This is a genomic window from Pseudomonas sp. NBRC 111127 (genome assembly GCF_001320345.1).
In the GTDB taxonomy this organism is placed as follows: domain Bacteria; phylum Pseudomonadota; class Gammaproteobacteria; order Pseudomonadales; family Pseudomonadaceae; genus Aquipseudomonas; species Aquipseudomonas juntendi.
Window position 1 is genome coordinate 1 of sequence record NZ_BCBD01000121.1, and the last position, 16,446, is coordinate 16,446.

The window sequence follows — 16,446 nt, forward strand, 5'->3', positions numbered from 1 at the left end:
CAGGTTCATGTTCGGCGAGGCCATGTCGATCTTGGCCCGCAGCACGCGCTCGCCGTCCTGGAATTCACCGGCTTTCATACGGGCGAACAGGTCGAGGTTTTCTTCCACGCTGCGGTCGCGGAACGGGCTGTTCTTGCCTGGCTCCTTGAGGTTGCCGCGGTATTCCTTGGCCTGCTCGGGGGTGAGGTCGCAGACATAGGCCTTGCCGCGCTTGATCAGCTCGACCGCCCAGTCGTGCAACTGGTCGAAGTAGTCGGAGGCATAGCGCACATCACCGGCCCAGTCGAAACCCAGCCATTTCACGTCGCGCTGGATGGCGTCGATGTACTCCTGGTCTTCCTTGGCCGGGTTGGTGTCGTCGAAACGCAAGTGACAGGCGCCACCGAATTCCTTGGCCAGGCCAAAGTTGACGCAGATCGACTTGGCGTGACCGATGTGCAGGTAGCCATTGGGCTCCGGCGGGAAGCGGGTGACGATGCTGCTGTGCTTGCCCGAATCCAGGTCGGCCTGGATGATCGGCCGCAGGAAGTTCGCAGGGACAGCGGGGGCGCCTTTGGCAGCGGCGTTGGGCGCGTTGTCGGCAGTGGGCTTGCTCATAGGATCCTTGAATGCACGTGTCCGGCCTGGGTAGGCCGATTGAATCAAAGGGCCTATCATAGCCGAAGCAGTCAAGCTGCCGACAGTCGGGCCCGGATAAACTGGCGTGATTTATCACGGCTTTTTGCCGTGGCGTGGCAAAATGGCCGGTGCGCGCCATGTGTCGCGAGCGCCCGAGCCTGCGTCAGGTGTAAGCACGCGCCCTGCGCGCCCTCATTCCCGTATGCCTTGAAAGAGCGAATTTCAGTATGTCCAAAGTCAAACTGAGCACCAACCACGGCGATATCGTCCTGCAACTGAACGCCGAGAAAGCTCCGCAAACTGTTGAGAACTTCGTTCAATACGTCAAAGACGGCCATTTCGACAACACCGTGTTCCACCGTGTGATCAAAGGTTTCATGATCCAGGGCGGCGGCTTCGAGCCTGGCATGAGCCAGAAGAAAACCCGCGCCAGCATCCAGAACGAAGCTGACAACGGCCTGAAGAACACCAAGTACAGCATCGCCATGGCCCGTACCATGGAACCGCACTCTGCCTCGGCCCAGTTCTTCATCAACGCTGCCGACAACGATTTCCTCAACCACAGCGGCAAGAATGTGCAGGGCTGGGGCTACGCGGTGTTCGGTGAAGTGATCGAAGGCCGTGAAGTGGTCGATGCCATCGAGAAAGTCGCCACCGGTTCCAAAGCCGGCCACCAGGACGTGCCGAAAGACGACGTGATCATCGAGAAAGCCGAGATCATTGAGTGATTCTGCTGATCTCTGATCTGCACCTGCAAGAAGAACGCCCGGACATTACCCGGGCGTTTCTTGATCTGCTCGATGGCCGCGCGCGCCACGCCCAGGCGCTGTACATTCTTGGCGATTTCTTCGAGGCCTGGATAGGCGACGATGCCATGACGCCGTTCCAGCAGTCGATCTGCCGTGCCCTGCGGCAGCTGGGCGACAGCGGCACGGCCATCTACCTGATGCATGGCAACCGTGACTTCCTGCTTGGCCAGCGCTTCTGCGAGGCGGCCGGCTGCACGTTGCTCGACGACCCCTGCGTGATCGAGCTGGGCGGTGAGCAGGTATTGCTGATGCACGGCGACACCTTGTGCACCCGCGACGTGGGCTACATGAAAATGCGCCGCCTGCTGCGCAACCCGCTGAGCCTGTGGGTTCTGCGCCACCTGCCGCTGTCGGCTCGCTACAAACTGGCACGCAAGCTGCGCAGCGAAAGCCGCAACCAGGGGCGGATGAAATCCACTGAAATCGTCGACGTCACGCCAGAAGAAGTGCCCAAGGTAATGGCGGCGCATGGCGTGCGTACCCTGGTGCATGGCCATACCCATCGGCCAGCGATTCACAAGCTGGTCGTGGACGGCCAACCGGCCCGGCGCATCGTGCTGGGCGACTGGGACCGCCGGGGCTGGGCCTTGCAGGTTGACGAGCAAGGGTTTCAGCTGGCGCCGTTCGACTTTTCCTGAAGGCAACGTCGCCGGCAAGCCGGCCCCCAATTCCCACCAGGCCTTCAATACGGTGGGGAACTTATGGGCGCTGGCTCGCCGGCGATCGGGCCAAACGCCCTTAGTGCTGTGCCACTGCGCCCTTGTCGGCTTCACTGATCACCACTTCGCGGTACTGCGGGTCAGCCTTGATCTGCGCCTCGGTAAAGGGAATTACCGCCAGCTGCTTGGCCGCAAAGGCCTTGGTCTGGTCACTGGCGTGTGCCGATGCCGCCTCGCTGGACTGCGAGAACGCCAGGAACCCGCGGGCCTCTGGCCCCTTGTCGGTGAAACTGACCAGTTGCAGATAACTGGTACCACTTACCACCAGGCGCTTGCCCTGCCCGTGCGGCACACTGTACATCGCGTTGTACACCCCCAAGGCCTGCGGGCCGCCCGGCACCGGCGTGCCATCGAGTGCCTGCTGCACCTGCCCCCACTTCACCTGTGGCGCCATACCGCTCTCGGCCACCTGCTGCAGTGAGGCCAGTGCTGCCTCGTGCACCCGCTTGCGCACGGCCGCCTGCTCCACGGCCAGCCCGCGCGGGGTGTGTTGCGGGTCGGCCGGGTCGAACGCAACCCGCCAGCTGTCCGGGTGCTCAGCCAAGGCGGTGAGCAGGTTGTGGAAATGCACCAGGCCCACGCCGCTTTCGAGGTCGGCCTTGCCATCCCAGTTCGCCAGGCTGGTGCACAGGGCCTGCACGTCTGCACTGGCGCCCTGGCACCATTGCAGCAAGTCGGGCAGCACCAAGCTGGCCAGGTAGACTTCGTCGTCGGTGACCATGCGCTGCAGGTCATCGACGCCCAACCGCGCTTTGCCCTGCAAGCGCTGCAGGGCAAAGCGGCCGCGCATGCCCAGCGGCTGGTCACTGCGGCTGACCAGCGGCGAAAACCCGGTCAGGGGCTGCGCCGGGTTGGCCAGCCAGGCCGGGTCGTTGGAATTTTGCACGTAATCCTCGCGCTCAAGGCTTGGCAGCAGCCTTGCCGGGAAAATACCCGGTTGTGCCGCCTGCGCATCGACCTTCCACTGGCAGGCGCTGCGTGAGCCGTCCAGCACCACCAGGCTGCCCGGCGCTTGCGGGTTGCTGCAACTGTCGAGCATCTGCTGGTCCACATAAGGCACCACTGACTGGTTCAGGTACAAGGCCCTGCCCGCCTGGTCCACCGCAATGGTGTTGACCCACGGGATACCCTGCAATTGCTCGACCGAGCCGCGCAGGGCCGCCAGGCTTTCAGCGCGGTTGATCTGGTTCCACTGCTGCAGCACGCGGGTATTGTCCAGGTTGGCGTCACGCAGGCTGTAGGCCGCATGCGTGTCCCAGTCCAGGCGGCCAGGCCATTGCACCACCGGACCGAACTGCGAGCTGTAGACCTCACGCTGTACCTGGCTCAGTCGCCCATCCTCACCTTTGACTGCCACGCTGACGGTTTGCCGGGCCAGCGGCAATGATTTGCCGTCGAGCAGGTAACGGGTCGGGTCCTTGGGATCGAGCTGCAGGCGATACAGGGTGAAGTGCGTGGAGGTATCGACGGTATGGGTCCACGCCAGGTGCTGGTTGAAACCGATATTGATCAGCGGCAGGCCTGGCAGCGCCGCGCCCATGACATTCAGCTGGCCGGGGATGGTCAAGTGCATCTGGTAGAAGCGCATGCCACCCATCCACGGGAAATGCGGGTTGGCCAGCAACAGGCCATGGCCATTGGCCGAGCGCTGGGCACCCACCGCCACGGCATTGCTGCCACGCTCCGTGGCAAACCGCGCCTGCCGGGCCAGGGCGGTGGCATAGCCAGCGGCCGCGAGCTGGCTGCCGGCCCCTGGCGGTTGCGCCCCCGCCAGTGCCTCCACGAACTGCCCAACCCCGCCTTCGGTCAGCAAGCGGCGGGTCAGCTTGACCAGGTCCTGGCTGCTGATCGGCCGCACCCACTCACCCGTTCCGCACTCGGCAGGCAAGCCCTGGCGGCGGCGCTCGGCCAGCGCGCGGTTGTAGCCACTGGCATAACCGGCCAGCAGTGCCTGTACCGGCGCCGGCTGCGCATGGAGGAACGCGCCGACAGCGGCCGGGCTGTTGAGCCAGGTGAAGAACAGGTCGCTGCTGAGGTTGTCGCGTTGCTCCAAGGTCTTGCCCGTGGCGCCGAAGTACCGGGAGCGCTCGCCATTGACGGTCAACACTTCGTTGGCCAGCAGGCACAGGTTGTCCTGGGCGTAGGCATAGCCGACACCGTAGCCCAGGCCGCGCTCGTCCTTGGCCACGATGTGCGGCACGCCGAAGCTGGTGCGGCGGATCTGGACGCTGGCGTCGGCTGCAGCAGGTTGCGCCGGCGCAGTGGCACTCCAGGCCACCAGGGCGGCCGCCAGGCTGGCGCAGGTCATGGGACGGGACAGTGAAAACACGGGCATTCCTCGGGTTCGCGGGTTATCCCGTTCAGACGAATGGCCAGATGAAAATTTTACGTTTTACAGGGCGATGGAACGTCTTGATGAAAAACAGCCATTTTTTTAACGCGTGCGTTGCAGTTTTTGCGATCTCATTCGTCCTAGTAAGTGAGGCAACCACATTTCGGGTTCGTCCACGAAAAGGAGCATTCACATGTACAACCCGCAACCCTCATTACTGGCTGGGCGCGCCCCAGGCAAGGCGCCCAAGGGACAGGACGCATTTGCTGACGAGCGCACCGGCAACGAGCAGATCCGCGAATTGCTGCGCACCTTCGGCCTGCGCACAAGCCTGATCCGCCTGAAGGTGATCGACGCCCTGCACGCCGCCGACCGCAATGGCCGCAGCATTGGCGTGCGTGGCGTGCACGCGCAACTGGAGCAACTGGATATTCCGCTGTCGTTCCTCAGCGTGCGCGAAGTGCTCAAGCGCCTGTGCAGCGAGGGGGTGATCCAGCTGGGCAGCGACAAGTGCTACAGCCTTGCCCCCCAGGCGCGCGCCATACTGGAACAAGCGCCCGCGCGCTGAGCGCCTGGCCGGCCAGGCTTGGCCGGCCCGCGCAGGTCAAGGCTTGACCTTGCGCCGCAGGATGCCATTGATCACCACCACCACCACGGCAATCGCGATGGCCAGCATCTGGAACGTCTGTTCACTGATAGTGCCCTGCTTCTGCAGGTGGGACAGGCCCAGCATCAGGCCCAGTACGACCAGTATGATCAGAAGTGAATATTTGAGGCGCTGCACGTGTGTCATCGAAGGTTCCTTGCAACATCAGGGGCAAATGGCTCGCAATGAGCCGCGGCAATGATACAACGGGCACCGGCCCCGGCGCTGCATTTCCTGCTGGGTCAGGCGGTGACAGCCTGAAAGCATGAAACCTCCAAGCACCCATGCCGGAGGCACCGTGTACAAACCCTTGCTCCTCACTTCGCTGTTTTTCTCCCCCGTCTACGTTCACGCCCTGGATACCCAGCAGGTACCCGCCGAGCACCTGCTGGAGCTGGGCCGCGAGCTCGCGACCCACGCCGGCACCAGCCAGTGGCAGCAACTGTGGCAACGGGTACGCCAGGCCGGCTACCTGGGCGGGGACAACAGGCCGCTGAACTTCACCGTGCCCACCACCCGCCTCCCCCACCTGGCCCGGGAAACCCTGGCCCAGGCCGACCAGGTGCAAGCCGTACGCCAGACCCAGGCCCTGTACCGGCGCAGCTTTGACGGGCAGGTGATCGGCCAGCGCGATGGGCAGCCCCTGTACACCCTGTGCCTGCTGGTGGATTGGCGAACGTTGCCTGCAAGCATGCGAACGGCGCCCCAAGCCTACCTGCACAGCGCCAGCTTGCTGAGCAGTTTCCCCTGCGACTAAGGGTTCAGCACCCTTTCGTTGAGAACGGCAGTGAGCGAGCGAGAAATCACCCTATGCAGCCTATCAGCAACGCCATTTCCTACATGCGCGGATATTGCTGCCTGCAAAACCTGTTCACCGAAGCTACAGCCGCCAACCCATATGCCGCCTAGCGACACGCCTTGGCTGTCGCACAGAATTTGCTCACACCCTCCGACATAACGCCACGGGTGATCGGGTCGCATATCCCCTTATCCCGAAGGAGCGCCACATGCAAACGCCAGACTTGAGCCAGATCGATATCAGCCAATTGCCCCACTCGTTGCAGGCACTGATCACCTGCATCGGCATCGACAACGCCTACCAGCTGACCTGCGCGTTCGGCGGCAGGCCCAAATACATCCCCAAGCACCGCGAGCGCACCAAGCTCGCCGACGTACTCCCGCCCGAAGCGCTCGATGCGCTGATCAAGCGCTTTGCCGGGGTAGCCCTGGAGATCCCCAAGGCGGACCACTTCCTGCGCCAACTGCGTAACCAGCAAATCCAGAAAGAAAGCGCCAATGGCCTGTCCCGCAGCCTGCTGGCCAACAAGTACGGCCTGAGCCTGCGCCAAATCGGCAACATCCGCCGCCAGGAGGCGTGCGCCCGCTGAACCCCCTGCCGCCCAGAGCACCCTCGGCGGCCCCAACCCACTAGAAAGAGCATCCCACTATGTCGATAGACAACAGCCTCATTGGCTCGGTCATCAATGCCCTGCCCATGGATCGCATGATCGCCGGCCCCCTGCAAGCCATGGTCCAGGCGCAGGTTACCGCGAGTAAATCGTACGCCGACTTCCTGATGCAGGTCTGCATCCAGAACGGCAAGGCCGTGGCCATCCAGTTCGACTATGACGAAACCATCGTCGACGAACAGGGCGAATACAAAGGTGTGGTCAGCAAGACCATGAAGGTGCCGCTGCTGGCGGCCATCACCCACCCGAACATTACCATCGAGGAGGGTAATGTCGAGTTCGAGCTGGTCATCAACCAGATGTCGGAGGACGTGACCAGCAAGGACATGAACGCCACCGCAAGCGGCTCGCTCGGCTGGGGGCCGTTCAAGCTCAACGTCAGGGGCAGCGTCAGCCACAAATCCACGCAAACCCGCAAGACCGATACCCGCGCCCGCTATGCATTCAATACCACACTCAAACGCCAGGAGCCGCCGGAAGCGGTCATGCGCTTGATCGAGTTCCTCACCGACGCTGCGACCAAACCTACGGTGGTCAAAAACGCCGCCCTGGAAAGCCCAGACCAGATCTCGCAGCGCGATACCCTCAAGAACCCGGCAGCCGACACACCGGGGCTCAAGGTGGAAAACGACAAAGCACCCGGCGCTGCAAACAAACCCACGGACAAAGCTGACAAAAAAGGTTGAACCAAACCTTGATGTTTTTCGCTCACTTCCGCCTGGCCCCTTGATCAGCAACAAGGGGCCATTCTGGCCTGAGGAACCCACGCAATGGACAAGGCCCCCGCGCCCATGACTTCAATCGACCTGCGCGAGATCACTCGCGGCCTGCAAGAAGCCGCCAGTGCCACCAACAGCCTGATCGCGCAGCAGTACATCAACCTGTTCGACCAGTTCTTCGAGTGTGACAGCGAAGCGTTGGGCGCCCCCATGAAAGCCAAGATGGTGGAAGTGGCCATGGACGGCCAGCACATCATGCGTGTACCGCTGTTCGCCCTGGTGTCGCCCAAAGGCCTGGCGCTGGAGCGCATGCAGGTTGACCTGTCGGTGCGTGTCAAAGGCACCGAAGCACAGCCAGCATTACTGCCTACCAGCGAGAACAAGGCCGCCAGCTTCAAGGTCACCATCGGTGGCCAGGGTCGCCAAGGCGACAGCCGAGACCCTGACGAAGTGCAGATCCGCATGCAGTTCCAGGCCAGTGAGCCGCCTGAAGCGCTGAACCGGCTGATCGAGGAGTACACCAGCCTGATCACCCCGGTACGCGCCCCTACCCCGCCACCCTCACCCGACAGCAATGAGTTCATCGACGCGGCCACCGTCCGTTGACGGCGCCGCCGCGTTCAGCCTAGAAGTCGCGCTTGTAGAAGATATCCAGGGAGCTGGCCAAACCGCTGGCCGCCTCCAGGTAGACCTTCTTGCTCAACTTGTAACGCAAAGCGATGGTGTTCGCTGGCTCGAACACCCCTACCCCGTAACGAAGGCTCAGCTTCTCGGTGAGGTTGCCACTGGCGACCACGCTGGTGGTATTGCCCGAGCCTTCGGTATCCAGCTGGAAGTCGTCGATGCCCAGGCTGGAGGCCAGGCTACCGGTGATACCGGCGCTGCCGGCCAGGCCGAGGCCCAGTGCCGCTTCGGCGAGCATGTTGTTGTCCTCGCCGGAGGTGCCCAATGGCCGCCCCAGCACCAGATAGGACAAGGCCTGCTCCTGGCTCATGGCCGGCTCCGAAAACACCTGGCTGGTCGGCTGTTCGGCACTGCCACTCAAGCGAATACCGGCAATCACATCGTCTACCTTGCGGATGGCTTCGATGTCCAGGTAAGGCTGGTCGATCGGCCCGGCGAACAGCAGGCGCGCGCGGCGGATGGTCAGGCGCTGGCCATAGGCGCGGTAGCGACCGTCTGCCAGGCTCAGCTCACCGCGGGTGTCGAGGTTGTCACCGATGTGCACATGGCCAAGCAGGTTGGCGGTAAGGCCAAAGCCGGTGAACGACAGCTTGTCCTGGCCCACTTCGACGTCAACGTCCATGGCCATCGCCATGGGTGGGTTGCCCTCCTCGGTCTGGCGGCCAACGATGACGGTATCGTCCGAGACCTTGACAGTAGAGGGCGGTAATTCGCGCACGGTGATCTTGCCTTTGGGCACCAGCACTTTGCCGGTGACCGCCAGTTTGTCGTCGATCAAACGCAAGGTCAGGTCCGGGGCGACCTCCAGCGTGGCATAGGGCTCCACCGTGATCGGCAGTTGCTGGCCTTGCAAGCGCACGTCCATGCCCAGCGCCTGGCCCCAGGTGAGGTTGCCGCTCAACTGCCCGCGCCCTGCTTCGCCACTGCGCCAATTGCCTTCCAGGCGCACCTGCTCACCGGCGATCTGCGCCTGCACAGACAGTGCCTGCAGGCTGGCTGGCAGCTCCGCGCCGCTGACTTCGCCGCCACTGAGCGCCAGGTTGCCGTTGACCTGCGGTGCCAGCAAGGTACCCGAGAGCTGGCCGCTGCCATTGAGCTGGCCGGTCAACCGCTCGACCATCGGCACGAAGGGCCGGGCCACCGAGAGGTCCAGGCCAGCCAGGCGGAAATCACCCGACAGCGGCTTGTTCTTGCCCAGCGGGTCTAGCCGGGTGTTGAGGTTCAGCTCACCCAGCCGCTCGCCACGGAATACCAGGCGCGTGTCGATACGCCGCGGTGCCAGGGTACTGTCCAGGCGCAGGGCCTGATACGGGAAGTCGATCCAGCGGCCTTTGTCGCGCACGCGCAAGGTGCCGCCACTGGCATCGACCACCACGCTACCCTTGGGGCCACTGGCCGGTATATCCAGGCTGATGTCGGCGTTGAGCAGCCCCTGCCAGGCGAAGTCCTTGGGCAGCCACTGCGCCAGGCTGCCCAGCGGGAACTGCTTGAGGTGGTAGCGCAAGCGCGGCTCCGGCGCCAGGCGTTGGTCATCGCCACACAGGCTGGCCTGGCCAGAGCGCCAGCAGTGGGCACCGAAATCGAGCTGGCCGTTGGCCAGCCGCTGCAACCGCGCCGGGGCCTGCAACTGCCAGTCCTGGCCACCGGCCTGGACTCGCCCGCTGGCCAGTCGCCCGCGCCAGTCGCCCTTGCTCAACTGGCCATCCAGCCCCAGGTCAAGCTTGAGCTGCGGGCCGTTCAGGGCCAGGTTCAGGGCCTGCTGGCGAATGTCACCCTTGCCGCTGGCCTGCAACGTGCCCAGTGCCGTGTCACCCAGGTGAATGCCGGTGGCCTTGAGCTCGACCACCCCACGCTGGGCGCTGTCGAGCTTGGCATCCAGGTTCAGTTGTTGCAGGCGGTTCTCAGCCTGTGCCAGGCGCTGGCCCTGCAACGTCAGGGTGCCTTGCGGCGCCTGCAGCGTGCCGGCGACATCCACGCGCCCCTTGACCTGACCTTGCAGCCGGGGCCACAGCTGGCCCAGGCGGGGCAAGTCGAGGTCGATGCGCCCGGCCAGGCGCTGCTGCAGGCTGCCACTGCCATTGATCCGGTTGTCCCCCAGCTGGATCGCCAGCGCACCCAGTGTCCAGCGCTGCCCGGCCCCTTGTGCCTCGGCCTTCAACACAGCCGGCTGGCCGCGCAAGCGCCCCTTGAGGTCAAGCTGGGCATCCAGGCTCAGCACGTCATCCTTCAGCTCGCCTTTGGTACGCAATGGCCCCGCCAGGGTGCCAGGCAGCTCGGCCAGCCAGTAGGCCGGGTCGAGTGCAGACAGTTGCAAGTCGACATCCCACGCCAGGGTATCGGCAAAGCGCACTGCAACACTGCCGGCAGCCTTGCCCTGGCCGGCGGTGAGCGCCAGTTGTGGCAGCTTGACCTGATCCAGGTCGCCTTCGAAAGGGCTGGCCAGGGTGAACGCGCCCGCCGGGCCGTCAAGATCACCGGCAAAGGTCCCCTGATACTTGCCTTCACGGTAATGCACACGGGTATCGAAGCGTTTGAGGGTAACCTGTGGCGGCGTTTCCAGCGGATACAGGCGCAGCCAGGGAAAATCCTGCCAGTCCAGCTGAGCATCGGCGGTCAGGCCTTGCTGCCAGTCTGCCGTGGCTTGCAGCTTGACGCGCTGGGTGTCGCTGGCGGTAAGGTCGAGGGCATCGAGCCTGGCCCCCTTGCTGTCGACCAGGCCGGACAACGCCAGGGCGATCGGCGATTGTTCTGCGGGCAGGTTGGCGGTACCCGACAGCTGGTAGCCTTTGAGCAGGTCGCCCTTGGCTGCCAGGTCGAGCTGGTTCAACTGCAAGGTGTCAGGCAAGGAAGCGGTCGGCTTGAACGCTTCGGAACGGATCTGCAGCGTCGCAGGCAGGTGCTCGGCCAGGGCCTGCAGCGTGCCGCTCAACGTGGCGTCCAGGTAGCCGCTGCTGGCTCCCGTGAGGTTCAAGGTCTTTTGCAGTTCACCCTCGGCGTTCAGCGCCAGCTGCCAGGGTTTGCCCCCTACAGCCGGCAGCTGCAGTTGCGCCTGCAGCGTTGTCGGCCAGTCGCCTTCGGGCTGGATATGGCCTTGCAGGTTCAACAGCAGGTCGTCGCGCTGCAGGTGCAGGCTGTCGATCTGCATCCCGCCGCGGGTCCAGTGCGCTGCAAGCTGCACGTCGCCCAGCAGGTCACTGCCGTCCAGGCGCAGCTGCCCGACCTTCACCTCGCCCAGTTCGATGGCCACCGGCAGGCGCAGTGCCGGCAATTGCAGGGGGCCGCTGTCGGCCGGCTCAGTGCTTGGGGCAAAGGCCATGTCGATGCGCTGGGCCTGCAAGCGGTCGATACACAAGGTGGCGCGCAGCAGGCAGGCAGGCGACCAGGCCAACTGCGGGGCCTGCAGCTCGACCTTGCTGCCGGCGTCGGCCCAGCTTACCCGGCTGGCTTGCCAGCTGCCCCCCAGGCGGCCCTGGAAGTCGGTGACCTGCAAACCGGGAACCTTGCCCAGCGCCCAGCGGCTGCCGGCCTCGGTACCCAGCAGCAAGCCGAGGGCCAGGCCCAGGCCCGCCAGCAATCCAGCCAGGCCCAGCAGGGTATATCTGATTACGCGTTTCACAACTCGGGCCCCATGGAAAAGTGCAGGCGAATGCCACCGTCGTCATCCAGCGCCTTGGCCAGGTCCAGGCGCAGCGGCCCCACTGGCGACACCCAGCGCACACCAAAACCGACCCCGGTTTTCAGGCTGGGCAATTCCAGGTCGTTGAACGAGTTGCCTTGGTCGACGAATGTGGCAAGCCGCCACTTCTCGGTCAGCGAGTACTGGTACTCGACACTGCCGGCCACCAGGTAACGCCCGCCAATACGGTCACCGTCACTGTTTTCGGGCGACAGGGTCTGGTAGTCATAACCGCGCACGCTCTGGTCGCCGCCGGCGAAGAAGCGCAGCGACGGCGGGATATTGTTCTTGAAACCGTTGGTTGCGCTGCCGCCGAACTGCACGCGGCCAAGCAAGCGGTGGTTGTGGCCCAAGGTGGTCAGGCCCTTGAGCAGCACGTTGCCGTGCAGCAGGTTGGTGTCCGACACCAGCCCTTCCTTGGCCACCTGCACATCGAATTGCAGGCGGTAGCCATTGTGCGGGTCGATGCGGTTGTCACTGCGCAGGAACGAGTAGCTAACGCCGGGCATCAGCAGGTTACTCAACCCGCTGTCGTCGCCCAGGCGGTACTCTTCGCGTTGGTATTTCAGCGAGATCACCCGTTGCCAACCGCTGGGCAGCTTGCTGTGCCACTCGGGGCCCACCGTCAGCAGCTTGCTGAGGGTGTCGGTACCGGCAAGCTCTTCATTCTGATAGCCGCCGGCAAAGCGCAATTTGTCGGTCAACGGAGGATCGAGGGGAATGTCGTACCACAACCCCACGTTCTGCCGCGGCGCCGACAGCTCGGTTTCCCAGCCATAGCTGTGGCCTTGCGGGTTGACCCAGTGGCGGGTCCAGTTGGCCTTGCCGCGCGGCCCGACGTCGGTGGAGTACCCCAGGCCCAGCCCCATGGTGCGGGGTTTGCGGGTTTCCAGGCGCACGTCCACCGGTATGTCTTCACCCACCGCAGCGGTGGGCGCCGCATCCACCCGTACCCCTTCGAAATAACCGCTCGACTGCAGGTCGTTGTTCAGTTCGGCGATCAGCTCCGAGTCGTACGGGGTACCTGGCTTGAACGGCACCATGCGCTGCAGCAGGTCTTCATCCAGCGGCGTGTCGCCGCCAAAGGTGACTGCGCCAAGGCGGTAGCGCGGGCCACTCTGGTAGACCAGTTCGATATCGGCCACCCCGGCCTGCGGGTCCACCGCCAGGCGCTGGCGGCTGAAGCGCCCGCTGAAGAAGCCGTAACGCGACGCCTGGTTCTGGATCAGGCACTTGGCATCCTCGTAGGTACCGTGGTTGAGCTGTTCACCCGGGCGCAGCGCCCGGCTGTCGGGTACCCGGAAGGCCTTCATGTCACTGGCCGGGCCCTCGATGCGCACCGTGACGTTGCGCAGCCGAATCGGCTCGCCCGGGTTGATGCTGAGGATCAACTGCGCAGAGTGGTCGGCATCGCTGGCAGGCTTGACCTCGCTGTCGATCTGCGCCTGATAGTAGCCAAGTGCCTGCGCGGCTTTGCGCGCCTGCTCCTCTGCACCACGACTGAAGCGCAACAGTGCTTCTTCATCGCGGTCACCCAGTGAGCCTATATAGCCTTCGACATTGGCCTTGAGCGCCTTGTTGGCCGGTTTCACCTGCACCAGCAACTCGCTCTGGCCCCATGCTGCAAAACTGGCGGCCCAGATAACCAAGCCCCAGGTCAATCTTCCTGAATACGTCATGCGGCGAATGCTACCAGACCCGAACGCTCAAGGGAGCCGCCTTGCGGCCTGTTCAGGCCAAAGCGGATGTCGAAGCCACCGGGTTTGGGTGAAAGAATACCCGTTCCCGGATCGGCCCTATGGCCACCTCACCAATTTCCTCGTAACCCTGGCGCTGGTAAAACGCCAGATAGTGCTCATTGCCCGTGTCCAGCACCACGCCTTGGGTGCCGGGGTCTTCGGCGCACCAGTCATGCACAGCTTGTAACAATTGTTCGCCGTACTGCTTGCCTTGAAACTGCGGGTGCACCCCCAGCAGTGGCAGCACATGCACCTGATCACTGGGCAGGCAGGTCGACAAAGCGGCCTGGTAGTCCATGTAGCGCCGCGTGCAGCGCAGGCCGGTGCCGAGCATCATGCGCAGGCGCCAGGCCCAACTGTCCGCCACACCCAAGCGGCGCAGCGGCGGCACGATCAGGGCCACGGCCACCAGGCGATCGTCCACCAGCAAGCCGATCGCAGGCAGTTGCAGGTAGAAGTGCTGGCGAACCCATTCACGCACCATCACCCGCAGGCGCCGCTCATAACCTGGGCGCTGGGCTTCGAAGATATAGGCAAAAGTGGGTTCGTGCCGGTAGGCGTTGTACAGCAGGGAACGTACCTCGCGGCTGTAACCATCATCGAGCAGGCAGACACGGGCCGGAGCGGCTGTGGTTTCGGGCATTGCGGGCAGACCTCCTGGAATGGGCGTTCAGAGCCTTGGAGGTTGCGCTCCGCGCTTCGTTCCACCCTTACAGCACGTTAGCAGCAGCCCTCCTGCCCCGCCACGCTGGTGATCGCCGGCGATGTCCGCTAGCATCGCGCCTTTTACCGGGATTGTCTTTCCATGAAGATCGTCTGTTTCAACATCAACGGCCTGCGAGCCCGCCCGCACCAGCTGGCAGCGCTGATCGAAAAGCACCAACCAGACGTGATCGGCCTGCAGGAAACCAAGGTCAGCGACGAGCAGTTCCCGTTGGCCGACGTACAGGCGCTGGGTTACCACGTGCACTACCACGGGCAGAAGGGCCACTACGGCGTCGCCCTGCTCTCGCGCCAGGCGCCGCTCAGCCTGCACAAAGGCTTTGCCGGCGATGAAGAAGACGCCCAGCGCCGCTTCATCTGGGGCACCTTCGCCGACGCCCAGGGCAACCCGATCACCATCATGAACGGCTACTTCCCCCAAGGCGAAAGCCGCGACCACCCCACCAAGTTCCCGGCCAAGCAGCGCTTCTACAGCGACCTGCAGGTACTGCTGGAAAGCCAGTTCCGCAACGACCAGCCAGTGCTGGTGATGGGCGACATGAACATCTCGCCGCAGGACTGCGACATCGGCATTGGCCCGGACAATGCCAAGCGCTGGCTGAAGACCGGCAAGTGCAGTTTCCTGCCGGAAGAGCGCGAATGGATGGAGCGCTTGAAAGGCTGGGGCCTGGTAGACAGTTTCCGCCACCTGTACCCGGACGTGAACGACCGTTTCAGCTGGTTCGATTACCGCAGCCGCGGCTTTGAAGACGAGCCCAAGCGCGGCCTGCGCATCGACCTGATCATGGCCTCGCACGCGCTGGTGCCGCGGATCAAGGCAGCAGGCGTGGATTATGAACTGCGCGGGATGGAAAAGCCGTCCGATCATGCACCGATCTGGCTTGAGTTGAGCTGACCGTGTGAGCGCAACATGCCTGCCGGGGCGGCTCGATCGCGACACAAGGCCGCGCCGGCAAAGCCTGGGTTACAAGCCCAGGCGCAGCACCTCGCCTACCCCCGCCCCACGCACATCGTCCGCCGCGCTGACCAAGGCAAAGTTGTACGCCCCATGCGACCAGTACCGCGCCTCCAACTGGCCATCGACCCGTTGCCCGTTCGGCATGCGCCGAAAGCCTTCGCTGGGTGAACGCATGAACAGGCTGATACGCTGGCCCTTGCCGTCCTCGAACACCAGCAAGGCTGCGGGCCCTTGCTCGTTGCTGAGCAACCGCGCCCCCACCGGCCTGAAGCCATAGCCCGCCAGGTCTGGCAACTGCCCGACACGGTTGAAGTGCCGGCCCAGCCAATCGCGCAACTGGGCCGGGTCGCTGGCCTGAATATCCAGCGCCTGGCTGGCGGCGAACAACTTGTGCGCCTGCACGGCATCGGCCATCGGCAGCTCGGCATTGGCCAGGGTGGCATCGCGGGCCTGCCAGCCGCCCAAGCCCCCTACACCCAGGGCCAGCACCATGGCCGCTGCCGCCGCCCAGCGCCGCTGCCGGCGTTGGCGCAGTTGCCGCCGCAGCTGGCCCAGCTCAAGCGCGGGGGCACCGGCTGGCTCGCCAAGCCCGGCCAGCGCCGTGCGCAGCCGCCGGGCATCGGCGCGCCAGCCTTCCACACGTGCCGCCGCCTGCGGGTTGGCCGTCAGCCAGGCCTGCACCTCGGCGCGCCGCGCCGGCTCCAGGCGCTCGTCGACGTAAGCGTGCAGTTCATCTTCGGTGGGGATAAGGCGCGTCATTTCAATCTCCGCAAGGCCGGTGGCTGGGGTGAGCCTTCGGTCAGTTCACGCAAGGCATTGCGCGCCCGCGACAGGCGCGACATTACCGTGCCGATAGGAATGCCCAAGGCCTGGGCGGCCTCCTTGTAGCTCAGACCCTCGACGCTGACCAGCAGCAGCAAGGCACGCTGCTCGGCACTCAGCCGGGAAAACGCTTGCAAGTCGGCCTGGGCCAGGATGATCGCTTCAAGGTTGTCACCAACGGGTTCGTCATCGCGCTCGGCACGGCCGAACCACGACAGCCAGCGCGCATGCAGGCGCTCGCGGCGTTTGCCGTCCAGGTACAAGCGATAAAGGATGGTGAACAGCCAGGCACGCAGCGCCTGCGCGTCGCGTTGCTGGTCTCGTCGGCTCAGCGCGCGCTCGACGGTAGCCTGCACCAGGTCGTCGGCGCTGCCCGGTTCACGGGTCAGCCATACGGCAAAGCGGCGCAAGCGGGCGAGCAGTTCGCGCCACTGCTGGTTGTCCAGGTCGTGCATGGTCAGGTCCGGCCTATGGGGCAGTCAGTGTAAGGGGCAGACGCGTGCAGGCCTATTTTATTCCCGCGCGGGAATAA

16 protein-coding genes are annotated in these 16,446 nt (G+C 64.3%); 8 read left to right on the plus strand and 8 right to left on the minus strand.

Annotation, left to right across the window (positions count from 1 at the left end; translation table 11 throughout):
* The coding region (locus APH30_RS19625; RefSeq protein WP_256222089.1) for a glutamate--tRNA ligase family protein at positions 1-597 on the minus strand (597 nt) is incomplete at its 3' end.
* Positions 598-845: 248 nt separating this feature from the next.
* Here APH30_RS19625 and APH30_RS19630 point away from each other — a divergent pair.
* Positions 846-1,346, plus strand: a complete 501-nt coding sequence (locus tag APH30_RS19630; RefSeq protein ID WP_054913511.1) for a peptidylprolyl isomerase — start codon at positions 846-848, stop codon at positions 1,344-1,346.
* A complete protein-coding gene (locus APH30_RS19635) occupies positions 1,343-2,065 on the plus strand; it encodes a UDP-2,3-diacylglucosamine diphosphatase (RefSeq protein ID WP_054913512.1) in 723 nt (240 codons plus the stop codon). Before APH30_RS19630 ends, APH30_RS19635 begins: the two co-directional genes overlap by 4 nt.
* Before the next feature lie 100 nt (positions 2,066-2,165).
* Here the strand turns inward: APH30_RS19635 and APH30_RS19640 are convergent, their stop codons facing one another.
* Positions 2,166-4,475, minus strand: a complete 2,310-nt coding sequence (locus tag APH30_RS19640; protein ID WP_054913513.1) for an acylase — start codon at positions 4,473-4,475, stop codon at positions 2,166-2,168.
* A 196-nt stretch (positions 4,476-4,671) separates the two neighbouring features.
* Between APH30_RS19640 and APH30_RS19645 the strand changes: the two genes are divergently transcribed.
* Positions 4,672-5,046: a hypothetical protein gene (locus tag APH30_RS19645; protein WP_009682163.1), complete on the plus strand. Its 375-nt coding sequence runs from the start codon at positions 4,672-4,674 to the stop codon at positions 5,044-5,046.
* 36 nt (positions 5,047-5,082) lie between these two features.
* Here the strand turns inward: APH30_RS19645 and APH30_RS19650 are convergent, their stop codons facing one another.
* Positions 5,083-5,271, minus strand: coding sequence for a hypothetical protein (locus APH30_RS19650; RefSeq protein WP_003248064.1), 189 nt, complete (start codon positions 5,269-5,271; stop codon positions 5,083-5,085).
* Between the two features lie 151 nt (positions 5,272-5,422).
* Between APH30_RS19650 and APH30_RS19655 the strand changes: the two genes are divergently transcribed.
* The 4 genes from APH30_RS19655 to APH30_RS19670 all read left to right on the plus strand — a co-directional run bounded on the left by APH30_RS19655 (position 5,423) and on the right by APH30_RS19670 (position 7,918).
* Positions 5,423-5,881, plus strand: coding sequence for a hypothetical protein (locus APH30_RS19655; RefSeq protein WP_029884846.1), 459 nt, complete (start codon positions 5,423-5,425; stop codon positions 5,879-5,881).
* A gap of 250 nt (positions 5,882-6,131) precedes the next feature.
* Positions 6,132-6,512, plus strand: coding sequence for a Mor transcription activator family protein (locus APH30_RS19660; RefSeq protein ID WP_029884845.1), 381 nt, complete (start codon positions 6,132-6,134; stop codon positions 6,510-6,512).
* Between the two features lie 59 nt (positions 6,513-6,571).
* Complete coding sequence (locus tag APH30_RS19665; protein WP_054913514.1) at positions 6,572-7,279, plus strand: DUF2589 domain-containing protein; 708 nt, start codon at positions 6,572-6,574, stop codon at positions 7,277-7,279.
* 84 nt (positions 7,280-7,363) lie between these two features.
* A complete protein-coding gene (locus tag APH30_RS19670; RefSeq protein WP_009682168.1) occupies positions 7,364-7,918 on the plus strand; it encodes a DUF2589 domain-containing protein in 555 nt (184 codons plus the stop codon).
* Positions 7,919-7,937: 19 nt separating this feature from the next.
* Here APH30_RS19670 and APH30_RS19675 read toward each other — a convergent pair whose 3' ends face one another.
* From APH30_RS19675 to APH30_RS19685, 3 genes are read right to left on the minus strand one after another with little or no spacing between them, the layout of a single operon-like run.
* Positions 7,938-11,612, minus strand: coding sequence for a translocation/assembly module TamB domain-containing protein (locus APH30_RS19675; RefSeq protein WP_054913515.1), 3,675 nt, complete (start codon positions 11,610-11,612; stop codon positions 7,938-7,940).
* Entirely contained in the window at positions 11,609-13,351 is a 1,743-nt protein-coding gene (locus APH30_RS19680; protein WP_054913516.1) for an autotransporter assembly complex family protein, read from the minus strand. Before APH30_RS19680 ends, APH30_RS19675 begins: the two co-directional genes overlap by 4 nt.
* A gap of 52 nt (positions 13,352-13,403) precedes the next feature.
* Entirely contained in the window at positions 13,404-14,054 is a 651-nt protein-coding gene (locus tag APH30_RS19685) for an N-acetyltransferase (protein ID WP_009682173.1), read from the minus strand.
* A 162-nt stretch (positions 14,055-14,216) separates the two neighbouring features.
* On the opposite strand from APH30_RS19685, the gene xthA reads away from it, so the two are divergent.
* Positions 14,217-15,029, plus strand: coding sequence for an exodeoxyribonuclease III (gene xthA, locus APH30_RS19690; protein ID WP_009682174.1), 813 nt, complete (start codon positions 14,217-14,219; stop codon positions 15,027-15,029).
* A gap of 69 nt (positions 15,030-15,098) precedes the next feature.
* Here the strand turns inward: xthA and APH30_RS19695 are convergent, their stop codons facing one another.
* Both APH30_RS19695 and APH30_RS19700 read right to left on the minus strand, forming a co-directional pair.
* Positions 15,099-15,851, minus strand: a complete 753-nt coding sequence (locus APH30_RS19695) for an anti-sigma factor (protein ID WP_054913517.1) — start codon at positions 15,849-15,851, stop codon at positions 15,099-15,101.
* The gene (locus APH30_RS19700) at positions 15,848-16,369 is read right to left on the minus strand and encodes a sigma-70 family RNA polymerase sigma factor (protein ID WP_009685428.1); all 522 of its coding nucleotides are present in this window, start codon (positions 16,367-16,369) and stop codon (positions 15,848-15,850) included. The genes APH30_RS19695 and APH30_RS19700 overlap by 4 nt, the downstream gene beginning before the upstream one ends.
* Between the last annotated feature and the right edge of the window lie 77 nt (positions 16,370-16,446).

Coding starts and splice junctions, on each gene's coding strand:
- APH30_RS19630 (WP_054913511.1), top strand. CDS start 846: ATGTCCAAAGTCAAACTGAGCACCAACCACGGCGATATCGTCCTGCAA.
- APH30_RS19645 (WP_009682163.1), top strand. CDS start 4,672: ATGTACAACCCGCAACCCTCATTACTGGCTGGGCGCGCCCCAGGCAAG.
- APH30_RS19650 (WP_003248064.1), bottom strand. CDS start 5,271: ATGACACACGTGCAGCGCCTCAAATATTCACTTCTGATCATACTGGTC.
- APH30_RS19660 (WP_029884845.1), top strand. CDS start 6,132: ATGCAAACGCCAGACTTGAGCCAGATCGATATCAGCCAATTGCCCCAC.
- APH30_RS19665 (WP_054913514.1), top strand. CDS start 6,572: ATGTCGATAGACAACAGCCTCATTGGCTCGGTCATCAATGCCCTGCCC.
- APH30_RS19670 (WP_009682168.1), top strand. CDS start 7,364: ATGGACAAGGCCCCCGCGCCCATGACTTCAATCGACCTGCGCGAGATC.
- APH30_RS19680 (WP_054913516.1), bottom strand. CDS start 13,351: ATGACGTATTCAGGAAGATTGACCTGGGGCTTGGTTATCTGGGCCGCC.
- APH30_RS19685 (WP_009682173.1), bottom strand. CDS start 14,054: ATGCCCGAAACCACAGCCGCTCCGGCCCGTGTCTGCCTGCTCGATGAT.
- xthA (WP_009682174.1), top strand. CDS start 14,217: ATGAAGATCGTCTGTTTCAACATCAACGGCCTGCGAGCCCGCCCGCAC.
- APH30_RS19695 (WP_054913517.1), bottom strand. CDS start 15,851: ATGACGCGCCTTATCCCCACCGAAGATGAACTGCACGCTTACGTCGAC.
- APH30_RS19700 (WP_009685428.1), bottom strand. CDS start 16,369: ATGCACGACCTGGACAACCAGCAGTGGCGCGAACTGCTCGCCCGCTTG.